The sequence below is a fragment of the Streptococcus minor DSM 17118 genome, assembly GCF_000377005.1.
GTDB lineage: Bacteria > Bacillota > Bacilli > Lactobacillales > Streptococcaceae > Streptococcus > Streptococcus minor.
Genome location: NZ_AQYB01000033.1, coordinates 46,259 through 63,974, shown reverse-complemented (window position 1 = coordinate 63,974; position 17,716 = coordinate 46,259). Strand labels below are relative to the sequence as shown.

General features: G+C 40.5%; 18 protein-coding genes. 3 read left to right on the top strand and 15 right to left on the bottom strand.

The genetic code is table 11. From position 1 onward, the window contains the following. Positions 1-8: 8 nt before the first annotated feature. From F602_RS0106670 to nox, 5 genes are all read right to left on the bottom strand, one after another. Entirely contained in the window at positions 9-926 is a 918-nt protein-coding gene (locus tag F602_RS0106670) for an ABC transporter permease (protein WP_018167190.1), read from the bottom strand. Positions 927-1,101: 175 nt separating this feature from the next. Continuing rightward, positions 1,102-2,091 carry a LacI family DNA-binding transcriptional regulator gene (locus F602_RS0106665; RefSeq protein ID WP_018167189.1) on the bottom strand — a complete coding sequence of 330 codons (990 nt, stop codon included), beginning with the start codon at positions 2,089-2,091 and terminating at the stop codon, positions 1,102-1,104. 400 nt (positions 2,092-2,491) lie between these two features. Then, positions 2,492-2,893: a hypothetical protein gene (locus F602_RS11160; RefSeq protein ID WP_281158436.1), complete on the bottom strand. Its 402-nt coding sequence runs from the start codon at positions 2,891-2,893 to the stop codon at positions 2,492-2,494. Then, positions 2,787-3,443, bottom strand: coding sequence for a hypothetical protein (locus F602_RS10620; RefSeq protein WP_018167187.1), 657 nt, complete (start codon positions 3,441-3,443; stop codon positions 2,787-2,789). The genes F602_RS11160 and F602_RS10620 overlap by 107 nt, the downstream gene beginning before the upstream one ends. A gap of 197 nt (positions 3,444-3,640) precedes the next feature. Then, positions 3,641-5,011, bottom strand: a complete 1,371-nt coding sequence (gene nox / locus F602_RS0106650; RefSeq protein ID WP_018167186.1) for a H2O-forming NADH oxidase — start codon at positions 5,009-5,011, stop codon at positions 3,641-3,643. Positions 5,012-5,224: 213 nt separating this feature from the next. Between nox and F602_RS0106645 the strand changes: the two genes are divergently transcribed. Beyond that, positions 5,225-5,662 carry a NusG domain II-containing protein gene (locus F602_RS0106645; RefSeq protein ID WP_083915256.1) on the top strand — a complete coding sequence of 146 codons (438 nt, stop codon included), beginning with the start codon at positions 5,225-5,227 and terminating at the stop codon, positions 5,660-5,662. A 23-nt stretch (positions 5,663-5,685) separates the two neighbouring features. On the opposite strand, the gene menA is transcribed toward F602_RS0106645, so the two are convergent. From menA to F602_RS0106620, 5 genes are all read right to left on the bottom strand, one after another. Then, complete coding sequence (gene menA / locus F602_RS0106640) at positions 5,686-6,645, bottom strand: 1,4-dihydroxy-2-naphthoate polyprenyltransferase (RefSeq protein ID WP_018167184.1); 960 nt, start codon at positions 6,643-6,645, stop codon at positions 5,686-5,688. After that, positions 6,635-7,687, bottom strand: coding sequence for an FAD:protein FMN transferase (locus F602_RS0106635; RefSeq protein WP_018167183.1), 1,053 nt, complete (start codon positions 7,685-7,687; stop codon positions 6,635-6,637). Before F602_RS0106635 ends, menA begins: the two co-directional genes overlap by 11 nt. Before the next feature lie 138 nt (positions 7,688-7,825). Continuing rightward, positions 7,826-8,335, bottom strand: a complete 510-nt coding sequence (locus F602_RS0106630; RefSeq protein WP_018167182.1) for an FMN-binding protein — start codon at positions 8,333-8,335, stop codon at positions 7,826-7,828. A 100-nt stretch (positions 8,336-8,435) separates the two neighbouring features. Continuing rightward, on the bottom strand, positions 8,436-9,431 hold the full coding sequence (locus F602_RS0106625; RefSeq protein WP_018167181.1) for a polyprenyl synthetase family protein: 996 nt from the start codon (positions 9,429-9,431) through the stop codon (positions 8,436-8,438). Between the two features lie 160 nt (positions 9,432-9,591). Next, positions 9,592-11,439 carry an NAD(P)/FAD-dependent oxidoreductase gene (locus F602_RS0106620; protein ID WP_018167180.1) on the bottom strand — a complete coding sequence of 616 codons (1,848 nt, stop codon included), beginning with the start codon at positions 11,437-11,439 and terminating at the stop codon, positions 9,592-9,594. A 165-nt stretch (positions 11,440-11,604) separates the two neighbouring features. Here F602_RS0106620 and F602_RS0106615 point away from each other — a divergent pair, with 165 nt between their 5' ends. Then, positions 11,605-12,150 carry a Gx transporter family protein gene (locus F602_RS0106615; RefSeq protein ID WP_018167179.1) on the top strand — a complete coding sequence of 182 codons (546 nt, stop codon included), beginning with the start codon at positions 11,605-11,607 and terminating at the stop codon, positions 12,148-12,150. Positions 12,151-12,302: 152 nt separating this feature from the next. After that, entirely contained in the window at positions 12,303-13,787 is a 1,485-nt protein-coding gene (locus F602_RS0106610; protein WP_018167178.1) for a DUF1846 domain-containing protein, read from the top strand. Positions 13,788-13,956: 169 nt separating this feature from the next. On the opposite strand, the gene F602_RS0106605 is transcribed toward F602_RS0106610, so the two are convergent. The 5 genes from F602_RS0106605 to rnz all read right to left on the bottom strand — a co-directional run bounded on the left by F602_RS0106605 (position 13,957) and on the right by rnz (position 17,712). Next, on the bottom strand, positions 13,957-14,358 hold the full coding sequence (locus F602_RS0106605; RefSeq protein WP_018167177.1) for a PaaI family thioesterase: 402 nt from the start codon (positions 14,356-14,358) through the stop codon (positions 13,957-13,959). Between the two features lie 90 nt (positions 14,359-14,448). Next, the gene (gene rpiA / locus F602_RS0106600; RefSeq protein WP_018167176.1) at positions 14,449-15,120 is read right to left on the bottom strand and encodes a ribose-5-phosphate isomerase RpiA; all 672 of its coding nucleotides are present in this window, start codon (positions 15,118-15,120) and stop codon (positions 14,449-14,451) included. Between the two features lie 199 nt (positions 15,121-15,319). Then, on the bottom strand, positions 15,320-15,769 hold the full coding sequence (locus F602_RS0106595; protein ID WP_018167175.1) for a hypothetical protein: 450 nt from the start codon (positions 15,767-15,769) through the stop codon (positions 15,320-15,322). A gap of 261 nt (positions 15,770-16,030) precedes the next feature. Beyond that, a complete protein-coding gene (locus F602_RS0106590; protein ID WP_018167174.1) occupies positions 16,031-16,786 on the bottom strand; it encodes an SDR family NAD(P)-dependent oxidoreductase in 756 nt (251 codons plus the stop codon). Further along, on the bottom strand, positions 16,783-17,712 hold the full coding sequence (gene rnz / locus F602_RS0106585; protein WP_018167173.1) for a ribonuclease Z: 930 nt from the start codon (positions 17,710-17,712) through the stop codon (positions 16,783-16,785). The genes F602_RS0106590 and rnz overlap by 4 nt, the downstream gene beginning before the upstream one ends. Between the last annotated feature and the right edge of the window lie 4 nt (positions 17,713-17,716).

Genomic DNA, 17,716 nt, shown 5'->3' with positions numbered 1-17,716 from the left:
TAAGCCTCCTATAAACCTTGACCGTCATTGATACGTTTAACAACCTTATTGACAGCAATCAAGAGAATAATATTGATAAGGGCGTTGAACAAACCAACTGCAGTTGAATAAGAGTAGTCACCTGATACCAAACCGATTTTATAGACATAGGTAGAAATAATTTCGGAGCTGGTTAGGTTGAGCGAGGTTTGCATCAGAAAGGCTTTTTCATAACCGACGTTCATGATGCCACCAGCGGCCAAGATAAACTGAATAACCATGACAGGCTTAAGGGCGGGTAAATCAATATGCCAGATGCGCTGGAAGATATTGGCCCCATCAAGTTTGGCTGCTTCGATTAAAGATGTATCAACATTTACGAGGGTTGCCGTGTAAAGGGTAGAGGCCCAACCCATTCCCTGCCAGATACCACTCAGGATATAGAGGGGTCGGAAGAAATCTGCATCGGTCAAGAAGTTGGCTTCAATCCCAAAAATTCCAAGGATGGCATTGACCGGACCGCTAACGGAGAAGAAGAGGAAAATCATACCGACAATGACCACGACGGAAATAAAGTTTGGCGCATAAAGAACCAACTGGATCCGTTTCTTAGCTTTTTCGCTCAAGAGTTGATTGAGCATAATGGCCAGAATAATCGGTGGTAAAAAACCTAACAGCAAGCCATAAACACTAAGTTTTAAGGTGTTGCCTAGGAGCATTCCAAAGTTTGGTGAGGAAAGGAATTTGGTAAATTCCTCGAATCCGATCCACTCACTTCCCAGGACCCCTTTTAAGGGGTTGTAATCCTTAAAGGCAATGAGGACCCCATACATGGGGATGTACCTAAAAACAAATGTCAACAAAAGTCCCGGAACCAACATCAAGAGTAAGAGTTTTTGTTGCTTGAGCTTTTCCAAGAAACTTAGGTTAGAAACATCTTTTCGCATGTAAACCTCCTTTTTTGAAACGTTTCAGTTTTTTGTGAACTTAAAGACCTTATATGAATAAAGCCTCTAAATTTTTGAAACGTTTCAGTTTTTGACCAAAAAATAAAAATTTATTTCTTCTTGAGACCATCTTATCATTGTGAGCGCTTTCTGTCAAGAGAAAAACTGAAATTTTTTATTTTTTTGTGGTCGGACCTTCCTTAAAGCTAATAGGCAGAACGGATTGGAGGGGGTAAGACTCCCCATCAATGACACTAAGCAGCATCTGCACCGCTTCTTTTGCCATCAATTCAAGGGGTTGCTTGATCGTGCTAACTGGATACCTTCGTTCATTTGCCAATCGGATCCCATCATAACCGATGACTTGTACATCATCCGGAACTTTTTTTCCTAAATGTTCTAAAATATCGATGACATCTAGGGCAACAAAGTCATTGATTGCAAAGATACCATCAATTTGAGGATGTTCCTTCAAAAATACTTCCAGCTGCTCGACAAAATTATCAAACGGTTCCTCAATATCAAAAGAATGGCAATGGTAACCTTCCCTTGTCAAATACTGCTCGAAATAAAGATGCCGGTTCTTTGTCTCATTATTGGTGCTATTGTGGCTTCCAACAAAGGCAATTTCACGACAACCCTTTTCAATCAGTTTTTGAGCGGCTAGTTGGGCACCCGCCTTGTTGTCAGAAGTAACACAGGCAATATGTTTATTCTCATAAGTCCGATCGATACTGACAAAAGGAATATTGGTCGTCAGGTAATCTTCAATGGGACTGTAAGTAATGGCGATGATGCCATCCACCTTATTTTGCTTGAGCATGGTGATATACTCAATCTCTTTTTTATCCCCATCAATATTGCAAAGCAGAAGCTTATAACCCTGTTTACTCAATTCATTTTCAACATAAAAAGAAAATTCTGCAAAAAATGGATGCCAAATGGTTGGAATGATGAGGGCCACCGTCTCGGTCTTATTGATTTTCATACCTCTTGCATAAGCATCAGGCAGGTAATCCAATTCCTTAATCGCCTTGTGCACTTTATCAAGGGTTACTTTCTTAACGCCCTTTTCGTTATTTACAACCCGTGAAACAGTCCCAACGCCAACTCCTGCCAAACGGGCAACATCTTTCATGGTCACGGATTTTTTGATTTCTTTCATTTTCTCACCTCCTTACTTCTAACCATTTTAGCACGCTTTGCAATCGGTTTCAAGTTTTTTTCCAATTTCTTGCCTTTCAAGATGCAAAAAGAGAGTGTGACAGAAATCGGTCATTTCGAAGAAATTCGATTTCGTCAACAAATCTTCATTTCCAATTGTTGAGCTCGAACTGTCTGGGAGACAGTTCGAGGTTGGAGATAAAGCGAACACTGTTCGCGTCAGTCATAGAGGGATGTAAAAGCTGGATGTTCTGCGTATTTTGACACAAACTCCATTTGTTTCATTTCTGACCTCTAACAATCTCCCGGATTGTTAGAGCCCACTCAACCACTTCGCCATTAGTATCTAAAACGAAAAAATAGAGTTTGGGACACCCTTGTCCCAAACTCTTGCTGTTAAACTATTGACCATACCATGCGATTCCCTCATAGATCCAACCTCTGGTTTGTACAACTTTTACTTCGTTCTCATCAAGGGTATAGTGATGAGAGCCAGAAGTCAAGCCCTTATGGAAGAGGCGATGTACCTTTTTAGTACCTCCCGAGTACCAAGCAATCCCTTCTTCTTTCCAACCATGCTGGCTCGATAGAACACGGACTTCATGTTGATCCAAGGTATAATGATGATCCTTAAGAATAGGATTGTAAAGGCGATAAACAGGGATACCCTTACTTGGTGCCTGCCAAGCAATCCCCTCATAAAAGCCCCAACCAATATTTCTCGTGTAAGTTAGCGGTGTAAAAATGTTCCTTGTTATTAGGATTGTAGAGACGGTACATAACTTGAGACTCAGGCTCCACAACGGTGATGGTCATGGTAACAGCCACATCTTTCACCTCTAACTCCACATTTAGTTTTGTCAACTCTTCATTAAATCTCTTTGCTTGGGCACTATCGCCACTTGGAAATCCAAAAGTGACATCCGTCTTACCTGCCTTGTGGGCTGTCCAGTTGCCTTCTTCATCAAAGGAAAGGACAGATGGGTCAGAAACAGTCATCGCAAATGAATAAATAGAATCCTTGAGTGGCGAATTCTGAGGTCGACGGATTTGTCCCTTCTCCCCAACCACTAATTTCTCCTTAAAGGTCTTCAGTTCGTATTCTGAACCTCCCACACTGCTGTATGTTACCTTAGTGACAGGTTCTTGTACAGTCGTTGTCTCACTGACAATGATAGGTTCTTGTACAGTCGTTGTCTCACTAACAATGCTTGTTTCCGTTGTTCTATCATCAGAACCAATTATCTGCTCTTGACCTATATACTCAACAGTATCCAAAGCAACCACAAAAGGACCACCGAAAAAGGAAGCAACCAATAGTGCGATGATACATAAACTAAATCGTTTCTTCATACCAATACTCCTTTATAAAATGATTGATATTATTACATATGAAGTATACCATCAATGTAAGCGCTTCTTCAACTATTTATTTTGTCTACAAAGAATCTTAATAATGAATTTTAAGTGTAGAAAAAAGGTTGAAGAAAATCGTCCAAAATGGATTTTTTCTTCAACCAAAACAGTCCTACTGGATTGTCTTATTTGTATTAATCTTTCGCGCCCAAAGCTGCCATTGTGATGTAGTTGTAAGGTTTGTTGAAGTGTGGCAAGAAGAAGATATCTGTCAATGCCAATTTCTCGATGGTTACACCTTCTTGAACAGCGAGTGAGAACATGTGGATACCCATAGAAATATCTTCACGAGCTGCCATTTGCGCACCAAGGATACGGCGTGAATCTTTGTCGTAAACAATCTTGATGGTTACTGGGAAGTTACCATGCTCCATGAATTCTGGTTTTTGGTTGTCAGTGTACTCAGTAACAGCTGCATCAAAACCAAGGCGTTTAGCTTTCTCAAGTGTCAAACCTGTTGACACCAAGTTGAGACCGTAGATAGAGATACCGTTTGAACCTTGTACACCGATACCTTCAAGGTCAGTACCACAAGCGTTGTGTGCTGCTACGATACCTGTACGAACAGCGTTTGAAGCAAGTGCGATGTAGCTTGTGTCACGAGTTGCGTTATCATAGATAGTTGCACAGTCACCAATAGCATAAACACCTGGGATTGAAGTTTCTTGGTGTTTGTTTACAAGGAAGGCACCATTACGGAAGCGTTCGATTCCTTCACCTGCAAAGGCAGTGTTTGGACGGAAACCAACTGCAAGGATAACCATATCCACATCGTATTCGTTCTTGTCAGTGATGATTTTCTCAACTTTACCATCACCAGCGACTTCTTTCACTGTTTCACCAAATGCCAATTGGATACCGTTGTCTTCCATGTTTTTCGCCATCATATCAGACAAATCACGATCATAGTAACCAGCCAAACATGTGTCCACAACATCGATGAGAACAACTTCTTTGCCTTTACGTTGGAAAGCTTCCGCAAGCTCTACACCAATGTAACCAGCACCAACAACTGCAACTTTGTTGATATCTTTATCTTTCAAACGCTCGATAACATCTGCTGAGTTTTGGTACAATTTAACAAATTGGAGGTTTTCAAGTGTTGATTCAAATTCGTAAGAACCTGATTTAAATTCTGCACCTTTAATTGGTGGCAAGATTGGTTGTGAACCAGTCGCAAAGATTAATTTTTCATAGATCTCTACATGCTCTTTTCCATCAACAAGAGCGGTAACTGTTTTTGCATCGTAGTCGATTGAAAGAACTGGTGATTCCATGTAAACTTTCGCACCTAGTGACTCCAACTCTTCTTTATTTGAATAGAAAAGTCCATCAGCACCCGCGATTTGTTCACCAATCCAAAGAGCCATACCACAACCTAAGAATGAAATGTTTGAGTTTTGGTCAAATACGACAATCTCATTAGCATCCCCATAGTTTGTCAACATGGTTTTGATACATGCAGTACCAGCATGGTTGGCACCAACAACAACGATTTTAGACATAGTAAAATCTCACTTTCAAAAATATATTTTTTTACTCTTACATTATAAGCGAATATGTTACCGATTTCAAAAAATATGCTCACGAAATCACAATTTTATTTTTTTCTACAAATAGCCATAAAATCTCTAGATGATAAAGTGGCTTTTTCCCTGAAGTTTGTCTATTTATGGTACAATAGAAAAGTTAAAGAACTTACAGAAATCGAGTATGAAATGAAAGAAATTTTAAAACAATTTCGTCCCTTTGATTTCATCCTAATAGGCCTAGCTCTTCTTCTTTCCTTTACTCCACCACTGGTAACAAGTCTTGTTTACCAACAAACAAGTGAGGATGAAAGTCAGTTAGTTGCTATCGTGAAAATCAATGGATTGCAAGTTGACGAACTGCCCTTAGGAGAGGGACAGGCAAAAGAAATCACCTACCATCCTAACGAGGGTCAATACAATATTGTTGAAGTAAAAGGCGATGCCATCCGTGTCAGAGAGGACAACAGCCCCGACCAAATCGCTGTCAATACAGGTTGGATAAGCAAACCTGGACAAGTTCTTATCTGTCTTCCACACCAGCTTATCATTGAAATTGTAGAAAAAGGAAAACCATCCAATCCAGATGGCAATGAGCACGATGATGAATTGATACTCCCATTATAAAAAGCAGATAGTTCTATCTGCTTTTATTTTATCCATAAAGCTACTAGTAAAACCAATACATATAATCCTGAAAACAGTACAAAGTTCTTGATAGAATTGACGAATGTCTGTGATTTCAATTGAACCTTGCGAAAACGCATGAGGTTCTTGGTAAAAGGGAGAAACATAAAGAGTCCTAATAGCGCCCAGCTTGGTAAGAAGCCCATCATGATATAGACAAGCCACATCAACCAAGGAACAATACTGAGCACCGTGTAAAGCAAAATCCCACCTTTTATGCCAATATAGTAGACCAAAGTAAAGCGATGATTGCGCAAATCCTGCTCATAATCACATAGATTGTTGGCTAGCATGATATTAGCAATCAAACAAATCAGGGGAATGGACATGAAGAAAATCTTCAGAGTCTCTCCCACATGCCAGTTAATCGTCACTTGCCAATTTCCTAGTGTCCAAGCTGTTGACAAAAAATCAGATGGCGACTGAATGTAGACAGCTAGAAAAAAGATACCAAACCCCATGGTGATTCCAGAAAAAAATTCTCCCAAAGGTAGACGAGACAGGGGCATTGGGCCAAAAGTATAGAAAATCCCAATAAGGAAGCATACCATGCCTAATGGCAGTAAAGCTAAGTCTGTCCGCCAGACCAGAATCAAGGAAAAGAAGGTCGAAATCAACAAAAGGGTCAGGATAATTGCCACCATTTCCTTGAAATCCAAGCCATGCTTACCCAGAACATTTTCTTCCTCACGGTAAGCCAAATCTACTGCTTTGTGGTAGTCCATGGTATTGTTAATTGCAGTTGTGCACATATCAAAACTAATAATCGCAAATATAAACAATAGGGTGTTAATCCAGTTGAGTTGGTGATAATGGTAAAGGGACCATAACAGACCAATTAGCATAGGAAAAACACTAGCAACCTTGGTTTTCAACTCAACAAATTCGAAAAAGACTGGTAAAGTTAAATTTTTATTCTGCAAGATGGTACTCCTTGTTGGTTAGTTCAAATTTATCCTTGAGACCATCACTTAGGTGAACGCCATGGTCTTTATCAATAAAGACCGCCTCCACTCCTTCCAAATCATTGATATAGTCCAAGCCTTCTCTGATACCGTATATAAATAGAGTTGTAGATAGGGCATCACCTTGAGTGGATGTATCAGTAAAGACTGTCACACCAGAAATATCATTTTCAACTGGGTAGCCAGTTGCAGGATTAAGGATGTGATGGTAGACTTGTCCATCGACTTCTATATAGCGTTCATAGATACCAGAAGTAACGATAGAGCAATTTGTCTGATAGACATGACCAACCGTTTCTCCTCGAACTTTATCAGGATCTTGAACCCCCACCTTCCAGCCTTTTTCTTGATTGGGAGAGGTTCCCATAACCACTACATTGCCTCCTAGATTGATGATAGCAGTTGAAACACCCTGTTTTTCTAGGTATCTTTTCACCTGATCAGCAATATAGCCTTTAGAAATAGCCCCCAATTCCAAACTCATGCCCTCTTCGATATAGACCGTCTTCTCCTTAGAATTCAACTTGACCCTCTCATAGCCAATATAGGGAAGAGCTGTTGCAATCTCTGCTGCCTCTGGTTTACGAGCTTGCTCAGATCCAATATTCCACAGTTTATTGATAACACCAATCGTGAGGTCAAAGCGGCCTTGACTGATATTGGATATCTTCACTGCTTCTTCTATTAATTCGAAGGTTCGATTATCTACCTTTACAGGCTCTTTACCAGCCGACTGATTGATACGGTAAATATCTGAATTCTCTACCGAAGTGGATAAGAGATTTTCCATTTCCTTGATGAGTTCAATCGCACCATCCATGGTTTCTTTCTGATTTTCATGGTAAATACTTAATTGAACAACTGTGTGTAGGAGCGATTCCGTACGTGTCTCAGGAGTTTTGACTACAGGCCATTGGTTTGGGGTTTCTTTTTTACTGCCACATGCAATGAGAAAAATGATGGAACAAACCAGCAGTAAGGTAGCAATTCCTTTTTTCATCTTAAATTTCCTTTTTATATGATAAAAAAAATGAGACAAAGCCCCAAATCATCGGACATTTATCCCATTTTTATAAGATAAGGCAGAACGAGCAATCATCTGCTCCTTTCTGGCTATCTTTGTCTCTTAGCAAAAGAATTATTCACCAAGTTTGAATGTTACTGGGTCAGTTTTTCCTTCTTCTGCTGCTGCAAGAAGAGCTTTTGTAGCTGCAATGAAGTTGTCTGAAGAGTGTGTCGCACCACTAACGACTTCAACATCGTCAACATTTTGTGTTTCAACCAATTGAGCATTTAGTTTTTCAGTTGCCTCTTTTGAAGAAACACCTGATTTTTCCTTCATGCTTTTGTTGTACTCTTCGTTGTCAGCTTTCATTTTGCCATCTTTATCAGCATAACCAAATGCAGACTCAGTAATCATGCCATCTTTGATAGTGATAGAATGAACTACTTTCCAACCACGCTCATCAAAATCTGATTCTCCAGTGTAAGTACCATCTTTCCAAGCAGCCATTGTTTCCATTGCTTCCATTGTTGTAGCTGGAGCTTCTGAAGAACTTTTTGTATCTGATGAAGAATTACCACACGCTACAAGTGCAAGACTTGCACCGAACAGGACAAGACCTGTTAAAACTTTTTTCATTTTCATGAAATGTCTCCTTTTCTTTGTTAAGCGGTTTCGCTCTTGATATTATTATACTATATTTTCGTTTAAATGTCCATCATATTTCATATGGTCATCTCAGATTTTAATAATTTCTGGCCATCATCTTATCCAAGAATGGAGCGATGTGCAAATCTTTCTTTAGTCTTATTCGAGCAAGAAAATCTTCACTTTTCTCGATATAACTAGCTATTAAGTTCTGAGTGAAAGCATAAGCCTGACTATTCTCCAACTTTTCTTGCAAAAGATTCAACTCTTCTTGCGTCCAAACCTGATTCGCTTTAGAATGAACCAATTTGGCAAGACTAGTATCTTGTCGCATCGCTAGCAAAAGCGGGGCTGTATAGATACCATTTTGTACATCTTGCAGAGCTGGCTTACCGATATCTTCTTGTGTTAGCTGAAAATCTAAAAGATCATCTGATAATTGAAAGGCCATTCCAATAGCTTGGCCAGCCCGAAAAGCTGCTTGCATGTTTTGATGATTGGTAGGCAAAGTATAGGCACCAAGTTGACAGGCCAAAGCAAAGAGAAAGGCAGTTTTACCTTTGATTTGCTTAAGATAATCCTTCATTGTCATGTCCGATTTGTTTTGGTTGATAAGCTGGGCCAATTCCCCAGCTAAAATCCGTTCAAGAATCCGTTGATTAACCGGACTAGTCTTCTCCAACTCAGGCTCTCCCATGAGTTCTTGTCCAGTAGCAATCAAACGCCCAGAATAGGCCAAAAGATAATCACCAGCATAGATAGCAATACGATTAGAGAAGGTTTGTTGCATAGCAATAATTCCTCGTCTACTCTCTGCGCCATCAATGACATCATCATGGATCAGAGTTGCCAAATGTAAAACCTCGATACCAGCTGCAAAATAGAGTTTCGATTTGCTTATCTCTCCCTCCACAGCTTGTGCTAACAATAAGGAAAGACCTGCCCTGATATATTTACCAGGAGCATCCAAATATTCTATGATTTTATATTTCACCTGAGGATGAGCTAGGCGGAGTTCCTCTTTTATGATTTTTTTGACTTCTACCAGTCCTTGCTGGACAGCTGGAAAATCATTCCAAATGGGATGTACCAAACTGATCTCCTTATTCTTTATTCTATCTACTTTTAATTAGAAAAGCTAGGCTTTCCCCTATTTTACCATAAAGGGAGAAACCTAGCTTTCGTTTTTACTCATTTTTAACAAGATACTAGAACACAAACCACGTATCTTAATACAAGCTCATTATTTCTTATTATTTCTTGCTGTAGATATGCTTTGGTTTTCCGTATATCCATCTATCCAGCTTGTTGCCAATCCATGGCATAACCCAGTAATCCAAGCCAAAGGCGCGACCTGCACCATTCATGAGAGCAATGGCTACTGGTACAAACCACATGTTAACCCAGTAGAACATGCCTGATAAGCTAAACATTGCCACCAACATAATGGTCAGTGCAGAAATCAACCAAACGAAGAGTCCTGCAATGAGGGCTAGACCAATCGCAATTTCCAGGAAGGTCATCATTTTTTGCATGAAAAGGGCAACATCTTGGTTTGGCATCATGATTTTCATAATAGCTTCAAACCAATCTGGCATCTCTTTCAAAACCTGCATCGGTTCTTCACCATAAGTATAGTTCAAAGCGAAGATTTGGTGTGCCACTTCTTCAGTCGCTGCTTCAGAAGCACCAGATACAGGATCCTTCAACCATTCAAATGGGAAGACGATATCGTTGCCTAGCCATGAAGTCGTTCCAAACCAGCCAAAGGCTTTTTTCAAGCCTTCAAAAAGCCACATAGAACCGAAATAAACGCGAAGTGGGACCATCCAGAGATTGTTCCCCTTACTAGAAGTCATGCCACCAAAGATATTGCGCTTGTGCTTGATATCAAAAAATTCATGACGGAGATAGGCTCCGATATTGTAGAAACTACTAATGGATAGGAAGTAGACCAAGTTAATCAAGTGCTTGACAGCCATAGCTAAAAAGCCAGATAGGTGGAACTTGTTGTTTAAGAAAGCCACACCGTACTTAGAGCCAATTGAAACCATGAAACCATCATATTTTCCTTTGAAAGCTTCTTTTTTTCCTCCAGTAATAGCTGCAATGATATTGTGAGCCGCTGTATGACCTGTTTGTTCTGCTGCCTGAACGATTTGAGGAGTTGGTTGACCATTTTCTTCATAGTAGACCAAGTCACCAGCTACATAGACATTTTCTTTGCCTTTGGCTTCCATAAACTCATTGGCTACCAAACGACCAGCACGTGCCTGCTCAATCTCAAAATCAGCTGTGTCTGTATTGGCCTTCACACCCGCAGTCCAGACTGCCGTATAGGTAGGAATCGCTTTTCCGGATGCTAGGTTTAAGGTACCTTCTTCGACACTGGATACACCATCACCCAAGATAAGTTCTACACCTTTTTTCTTTAGGTAGCGAAGAGCCTTGGTTTGCTCTTTTTCTGTGACCATGTTCAAGATGGTTGGCATTGCCTCAACCACCTTAAGAGAAAACTCATCCTTATCCAATTTGTACTCTTTGGCTAGGATAGGCACCCAATCAATAAGTTCTCCAATCATCTCAATACCGGTAAAGCCAGCACCGATAACTGTAAAGGTCAGAAGGGCACGGCGCTTAGCTGGATCATGCTCAATTGCGGCACGTTGGCAAGCATCGAGAATGTGGTCATGCAAGCGTTCTGCTGCTTCGATAGACCAGAGAGTGAACGCATGTTCCTTCACGCCAGGTGTTCCAAAGTCATTAGCTTCGCCACCCATAGCTAAGAGAAGATAGTCAAATTTGAGCGTTTGATGCTCAGCAATCACTTCCTTCTTATCGTAGTCAATCCGAAGGACCTTATCTGTTACCAATTGAACTTTTGGATATTTTTTAAAGATACGTTGCAAATCGTACTTAATAGCATTTGCTTCCACACGACCACCAGCTACCTCGTGTAACTCAGTCATATAAGTATGGAAAGAATTCTTGTCAATCAAGGTGATGTTGACTTCTTTATCTTTTTTTAATTTTTTTGCCAGGGTTCTAGCTGCAGATACGCCTGCAAACCCCGCACCAACAATAACAATCTCTTTTGTCATTGTAATCTCCTTTCGATTCTCACTACCTATTAGTATATAATACTGTGAATTAAATAGCAATGTTTTTTGCAAGTGATGATAAAAATTTGCAAAAATCTTCAAAAATGAAACAATAGGTAGTATAATAGACTGTATACTTATATTAAATAATTGTTAGGATTCTTTATGAACAAACGCTATCAAAAGATGGCCTATATTACCATGTTAGCAGCTCAGGCTATTGTAATTTCCGTTATGGAACGCTGGATTCCAGCTCCTTTTACTTTTGCACCCGGAGCCAAACTAGGATTGGGAAATCTCATCAGTATTATTGCCATTTTTACCCTACCACCTAAAGATAGTATCAAGGTGATTGGACTTAGGCTCTTTGTCTCCACCTTTCTTAGTGGTACCTTTTCAACCTTCCTATACAGCTTTTCAGGTACCGTTTTGAGCTATCTAGTCATGCTAGGTGCTAAGCAATTGGGACCAAGGAAAGTCAGTATTATCGGCATTTCCACTCTAGGAGGTATCTGCCACAATATCGGTCAACTCCTCGTTTTCGCCCTTATCGCCAAATCATGGACTGTACTCAACTACCTGCCCATTCTAGCCTTTAGTGGTATTCTATCTGGCTTTTTGGTTGGTATAACTGGCAACTTTCTTTTGAAAAAAATCCGCATTCTTCACATCTATCACGAAGAAGTCCTGACAGAATGGGGAGCACCTTGAAACCTAGAAAGACTTTCTTCTAGGTTTTTTACTTGTAGCCGGAGAGGAGGACAATGGACTAAACCATTCAAAAAAATGAATTTTCTGACATTTTAATAAGACTTTAACTTCTGACCTTTTTCTGTTATAATCTATAGACAGAGGTGAAAAAAATGAAAAACATTGCTTTTGATTCTGAAAAATACTTGAACCTACAACGCGACCATATTTTAGAGCGAATCAATCAGTTTGATGGCAAGCTCTATATGGAGTTTGGGGGCAAGATGCTAGAAGATTTCCATGCTTTCCGAGTTCTGCCTGGATATGAACCGGACAATAAAATAAAGCTTCTGCATGAATTACGAGACCAAGTGGAAATCGTCATTGCTATCAATGCCAATAATATCGAACATTCCAAGGCACGGGGCGATCTGGGCATTTCCTATGACCAAGAGGTCTTCCGTCTCATGGATAAATTTAATGACTTGGAGCTCTTTGTAGGATCTGTGGTCATTACTCAATATGCAGGCCAACCTGCAGCCGATACTTTTCGTCATGAATTGACTAGAAAAGGCATCACTTCCTACCTACACTATCCAATCGAAGGCTATCCTACTGCTATCGATCGTATTATCTCTCCAGAAGGTATGGGAAAAAATGACTATATTCAAACCAGCCGAAAGCTGGTCGTAGTTACAGCCCCTGGACCTGGTTCTGGTAAATTGGCAACATGCATGTCCAACCTCTATCATGACCAAGTCAATGGAGTAACATCTGGCTATGCCAAGTTTGAAACATTTCCTGTTTGGAACCTTCCCCTTCACCATCCTGTAAACCTAGCCTATGAAGCTGCCACAGCTGACCTTGATGATGTCAATATGATTGACCCCTTCCACTTAGAAGCCTACGGTAAAACGACCGTCAACTACAACCGTGATATTGAGATTTTCCCAGTCCTCAAACGGATGTTGGAACGTATCCTAGGTCAATCCCCATACGAATCTCCAACCGACATGGGAGTCAATATGGTTGGCTTTGCCATCGTAGACAACGATGCCGCCATTGAAGCATCCAAACAAGAAATCATCCGCCGCTATTACCAAACTTTAGTAGAGTTTAGGGCAGAACGTGTTTCCGCTACTGCAATTAAGAAGATTGAATTGCTGATGAATGATCTAGGCATCTCACCACAAGACCGCAAAGTCACGCTCGTTGCGCGTCAAAAAGCTGAAACGACTGGCAATCCTGCCCTCGCCTTAGAATTACCAACTGGGCAAATCGTAACCGGAAAGACCTCCGAGCTCTTTGGTCCATCTGCTGCAGTAATCGTCAATGCCATCAAGGCACTAGCTGGTATTGATAAAGAAACTCTCTTGATTGAGCCTGAGTACGTCAAGCCGATTCAAAGCCTAAAAATCAATCACCTGGGTAACAAGAATCCTCGACTTCATTCTAACGAATTGCTCATCGCCCTAGCTATTACTGCCATGAACAACCAAGAAGCAGATCTTGCTATGAAGCAACTAGGCAAACTCAAGGGAAGCGAAGTACACTCAACTGTCATACTCCCAGAAGAAGATAAGAATGTCTTTCGTAAATTAGGCATCAATGTAACGGTTGATCCTGTTTACCAACATAAAAAACTCTACCATAAATAAACTTGAAGCCTGAGAAGGCTTCTTTTTTATACAAAAGGCTCCCCAAGTGCCCTTGGGGAGTATTGATTGTTACTATTAGAACCAGCAGACTTGACCACTATGACAGTTTACCATTTATAACAACTCCATCAAAAAAGGATCTTTTGATTGGTAAAGTAGATGGAATTCTTTAATCTGTATGGTTAATCTTTTTGTGCTCTCCTGTTACATACATGCTAAAAATCGCCTTAGCAACTGCTTCTTTGTGCTGGTTACTGATAGTAACCTCAATAATCTTGGTAGTCCGTCCATCATGGACACATACACCCTCAATCAATAAGCTATCATCCAGACGACCTGCTCTCATGTAGTTGATACTGGATTGCATAGTCACCACATCAAAACCTGTAGAAATGGCTGTCAATCCTGCCACCTGGTCACACATGGTAAATAGATAACCTCCGTGAGCATAGCCGTAATAGTTAAGAGAAGAGTCGACTACCTTGGAAGAGATAATGACATGCCCTTTTTCAAAAAGATCTATCTGATGATTTTCAAAAACCTTAATTTCGTGTAAATATTCTTGTAGCATAATGATTCCTTTCTTCAAACAAGTTTCATTATAGCACTTTTAGAAAAAGATGACTGTAAAAAAACACTGCCGATGGACAGTGTTACAGGATTATTTTTCAATAATTTGAGGACCTTCTGGGCGACCGACGATAATCTTGGAAATCATCCCTATAAAGAGACCATGCTCAACTACACCCACTGTGCGATCCAACTCCTCGGCTAGTTTTTCCGCATCCGTGATGACTTTCAAATCCAAATCAATGATATAGTTGACTTGGTCTGTGACAAAAAGTTCACCATCTTTCATCCGGAAGCTCGGCTTGTAGCCCTTCTCTTCAAATTGACGGAAAAGATTGTGCGCACCGTACTGGACAACCTCGACTGGAAGCTTAAAGGCACCAAGTTGCTCAACCAACTTAGATTCGTCAACAATCCATATGCAGTCCTTACTGTTGGAAGCCACTACTTTTTCCATAAGAAGAGCGCCACCACCACCCTTGATACCGTTGAAATGACCATCCACTTCATCCGCACCATCTACGGTCAAATCTACAATCTCCACCTCATCAATCGACTTGAGCGGAATTCCCAATGTTTGTGCTTGGGCAGTGGTAGCACTGGACGTAGTGACACCTGTGATATTTAAACCCTCCTCCTTGATACGACGACCGATTTCTTCGACAAAATAGTAGGCTGTTGAGCCCGTTCCCAGGCCTACAATCATCCCATCCTTGACAAATTCTGCGGCTTTAATACCCACTTGTTGCTTCAAATGTGACATGGACATTCTCCTTTTTTCAAACGTTTACAGATTTGATTATACCAAAAAATCCAGCTCCTTCCTACCAAAAAACGAAGTGCTATTAGATTTTCCACTTATTCTTTACCCCTCTTGTACTTATTATAAGGACGTTATAAGGACGAAAAAATCCGACAGCCTATCATCAGACTGTCGAATATCACAATACCAATATATCTGCTTAGTTATTATTACTCTTAAGAGCTTCTTTTGCCTCACCAACGGTGGTCGCCTCTGGACTATAAAGGTTGTAATGTGTCTTTGTTCCATCAGGATTCACCACATAACCTAAATCGCCATCTCCCTCATAGCCCATTTTAAGGGACATAAGCCCACCGTACTCATCTGCTAAAATCCGTTGGTCGTCGGATTCAAAGTGGCCGAAATAAGCATCTATTTCCTCATCCGTTTTGCCTACCAAAGTTTCTTTCAGAATGGCAATAGTAACATTTTCATCAGGATTCACCATTACAACATGTTGACTATCATCTTCATGGATAATGGTGATTGCTCTACTTTGATCACCTTGACTCTGGGCAAACAGAGGAGAGGAATGATTTAGAAATACTCCTACAATACCTGCTCCTACTATTAAACTCATCAAAGGTTTTGCCTTTTTAAATTGAATCATTTGCTATCCTCCTACCAATTTTCGATAATATTCTTATGGTTTACACCCTTTCTAAAATATATATAAAAGGTACTACTTGTATATCAATTACTTGATCATCCTACCTCTTCACAGTATAGTTCCCGTTTTTCCCTCCTTTCAAACAGAGATCTGATTATCAGTAATTCATGAAACCACTTACAATTGTATTCTACTTTTTTTAGTTTGTCAAAAATAAAAGAATGAAACAAAACAAAGAGAGTCTAGAAACACTAGACTTCTCTACTTAAAATTAAAAACTTTTCTAGCTAAAAAATCAGCAAAATTGGGAAAGAGCGTGTAAAACTTATTTGCAGCTTCAAGGACCCAAGGGAGGTTGATTTCGCGTTTTTTGGTTCCCATGGCGGCCACAATCTTAGTAGCTACTTTTTCGGGCGAAATCATAAAGGCTTGAACACTCTTTTGGTAACTGCCATCAGGATCAGCTAGGTCAAAAAAGCCAGTCGCCACAGGACCAGGATTGACAGTGGTGACACCAACATTATGTGGAGCCAACTCTAGGCGGATGGTGTTGGAGAAGCCCAAGGCTGCAAACTTAGTGGCAGTATAGACAGAGGATTTGCTGGATGCAATTTTTCCAGACATGCTGACGATGTTGATGATATGACCAGACTTGACTTTCTTCATCTCCTTGCCGACTAAGCGACAGAGAGCCATGAGGGCAAAGAGATTGACATCAAACATAGCTCTTACCTGTTCCTCTGAAAAATGTTCAAAATCATCATAGGTAGCGTAGCCAGCATTGTTGACTAGGATATCAATCTTCCCTTGTTCCTGATAGATTTTTTTCACCAAAGTAGACAATTCAACTTCATTGGTGATATCGACTTCGTAGATAACTTTGTTGGGATGAGTAGCATAAAGCTCTTCGATTTTTTGGCCACTGCGTCCCAGTAAAATGAGAAAATCATCCTTTAGCAAAGGAATCATGGCCTGTGCAATGCCACCAGAAGCTCCTGTTAGCAAGATTGTTCTCATACTTCTACCTCTTCTAAGTCCTTGACTACATGAACAGCTTCAAAAATCTGAGCCGCATCCCGACGGAGCTGGCTGACATCCTTGGATAAGAAACGAGGACTGATGTGGTTGAGCAGGAGGCGCTTGGCACCTGCATCCTTAGCTACTTGAGCGGCTTCCATATTGGTTGAGTGTCCATGTTTACGTGCCATAGTCTCATCTCCTTTACCATAAGTGGACTCATGTACTAGGATATCCGCATTTACTCCTAGACGGACACTGGCATGGCAACGTCGAGTATCTCCTAGGATGGTTACGACTTTACCTGGTCGTGGAGGAGATAGATAGTCACTGGCAATGATTTCTCTTCCGTCTTCTAAAACCACATTTTCTCCACTTTTCACTTTACCAAAGAGAGGCCCAAAGGGAACGCCTGCTACTCTCAATTTTTCGGCATCAAGAGTTCCTTCCAAATCTTTTTGGATAACACGAAAGCCAACACAGAAGGTAGTATGGTCCAATTTTTCCGCATAAACAGAAAACTTTTCATTTTCAAAAATTTTACCTAAAGATGTTTCATTAAACTCGTGGAAATGAATATGGTAAGGCAGGCGCGAACCTGACACTTTAAGACTAGTCAAAACAAAGGAGCGGATGCCTATTGGACCATAGATGTCAATATCTGTCTGCTCATCATTGGACTGAAAAGAGCGGCTCGATAGGAATCCCGGTAATCCAAAGATATGATCTCCGTGCAGGTGGGTGATGAAGATTTTAGAAATCTTGCGAGGACGAATGGCTGTCTCTAAGATGCGGTTTTGTGTGCCTTCACCGCAGTCAAAGAGCCAAATTTCATTGAGTTCATCTAGTAGCTTGAGAGCCAAACTAGATACATTGCGGGACTTAGATGGTTGCCCAGCTCCCGTCCCTAAAAATTGAATAAACATAATC

What these genes read in the sequence shown, in the direction of transcription:
- F602_RS0106665 (WP_018167189.1), bottom strand. Translation starts at nt 2,091, where the DNA reads ATGAAAGAAATCAAAAAATCCGTGACCATGAAAGATGTTGCCCGTTTG.
- F602_RS0106605 (WP_018167177.1), bottom strand. Translation starts at nt 14,358, where the DNA reads ATGCTACAAGAATATTTACACGAAATTAAGGTTTTTGAAAATCATCAG.
- rnz (WP_018167173.1), bottom strand. Translation starts at nt 17,712, where the DNA reads ATGTTTATTCAATTTTTAGGGACGGGAGCTGGGCAACCATCTAAGTCC.
- F602_RS0106595 (WP_018167175.1), bottom strand. Translation starts at nt 15,769, where the DNA reads ATGATTCAATTTAAAAAGGCAAAACCTTTGATGAGTTTAATAGTAGGA.
- F602_RS10620 (WP_018167187.1), bottom strand. Translation starts at nt 3,443, where the DNA reads ATGAAGAAACGATTTAGTTTATGTATCATCGCACTATTGGTTGCTTCC.
- F602_RS0106645 (WP_083915256.1), top strand. Translation starts at nt 5,225, where the DNA reads ATGAAAGAAATTTTAAAACAATTTCGTCCCTTTGATTTCATCCTAATA.
- nox (WP_018167186.1), bottom strand. Translation starts at nt 5,011, where the DNA reads ATGTCTAAAATCGTTGTTGTTGGTGCCAACCATGCTGGTACTGCATGT.
- F602_RS0106610 (WP_018167178.1), top strand. Translation starts at nt 12,303, where the DNA reads ATGAAAAACATTGCTTTTGATTCTGAAAAATACTTGAACCTACAACGC.
- F602_RS0106635 (WP_018167183.1), bottom strand. Translation starts at nt 7,687, where the DNA reads ATGAAAAAAGGAATTGCTACCTTACTGCTGGTTTGTTCCATCATTTTT.
- F602_RS0106615 (WP_018167179.1), top strand. Translation starts at nt 11,605, where the DNA reads ATGAACAAACGCTATCAAAAGATGGCCTATATTACCATGTTAGCAGCT.
- rpiA (WP_018167176.1), bottom strand. Translation starts at nt 15,120, where the DNA reads ATGTCACATTTGAAGCAACAAGTGGGTATTAAAGCCGCAGAATTTGTC.
- F602_RS0106590 (WP_018167174.1), bottom strand. Translation starts at nt 16,786, where the DNA reads ATGAGAACAATCTTGCTAACAGGAGCTTCTGGTGGCATTGCACAGGCC.
- F602_RS0106630 (WP_018167182.1), bottom strand. Translation starts at nt 8,335, where the DNA reads ATGAAAATGAAAAAAGTTTTAACAGGTCTTGTCCTGTTCGGTGCAAGT.
- F602_RS0106670 (WP_018167190.1), bottom strand. Translation starts at nt 926, where the DNA reads ATGCGAAAAGATGTTTCTAACCTAAGTTTCTTGGAAAAGCTCAAGCAA.
- F602_RS0106620 (WP_018167180.1), bottom strand. Translation starts at nt 11,439, where the DNA reads ATGACAAAAGAGATTGTTATTGTTGGTGCGGGGTTTGCAGGCGTATCT.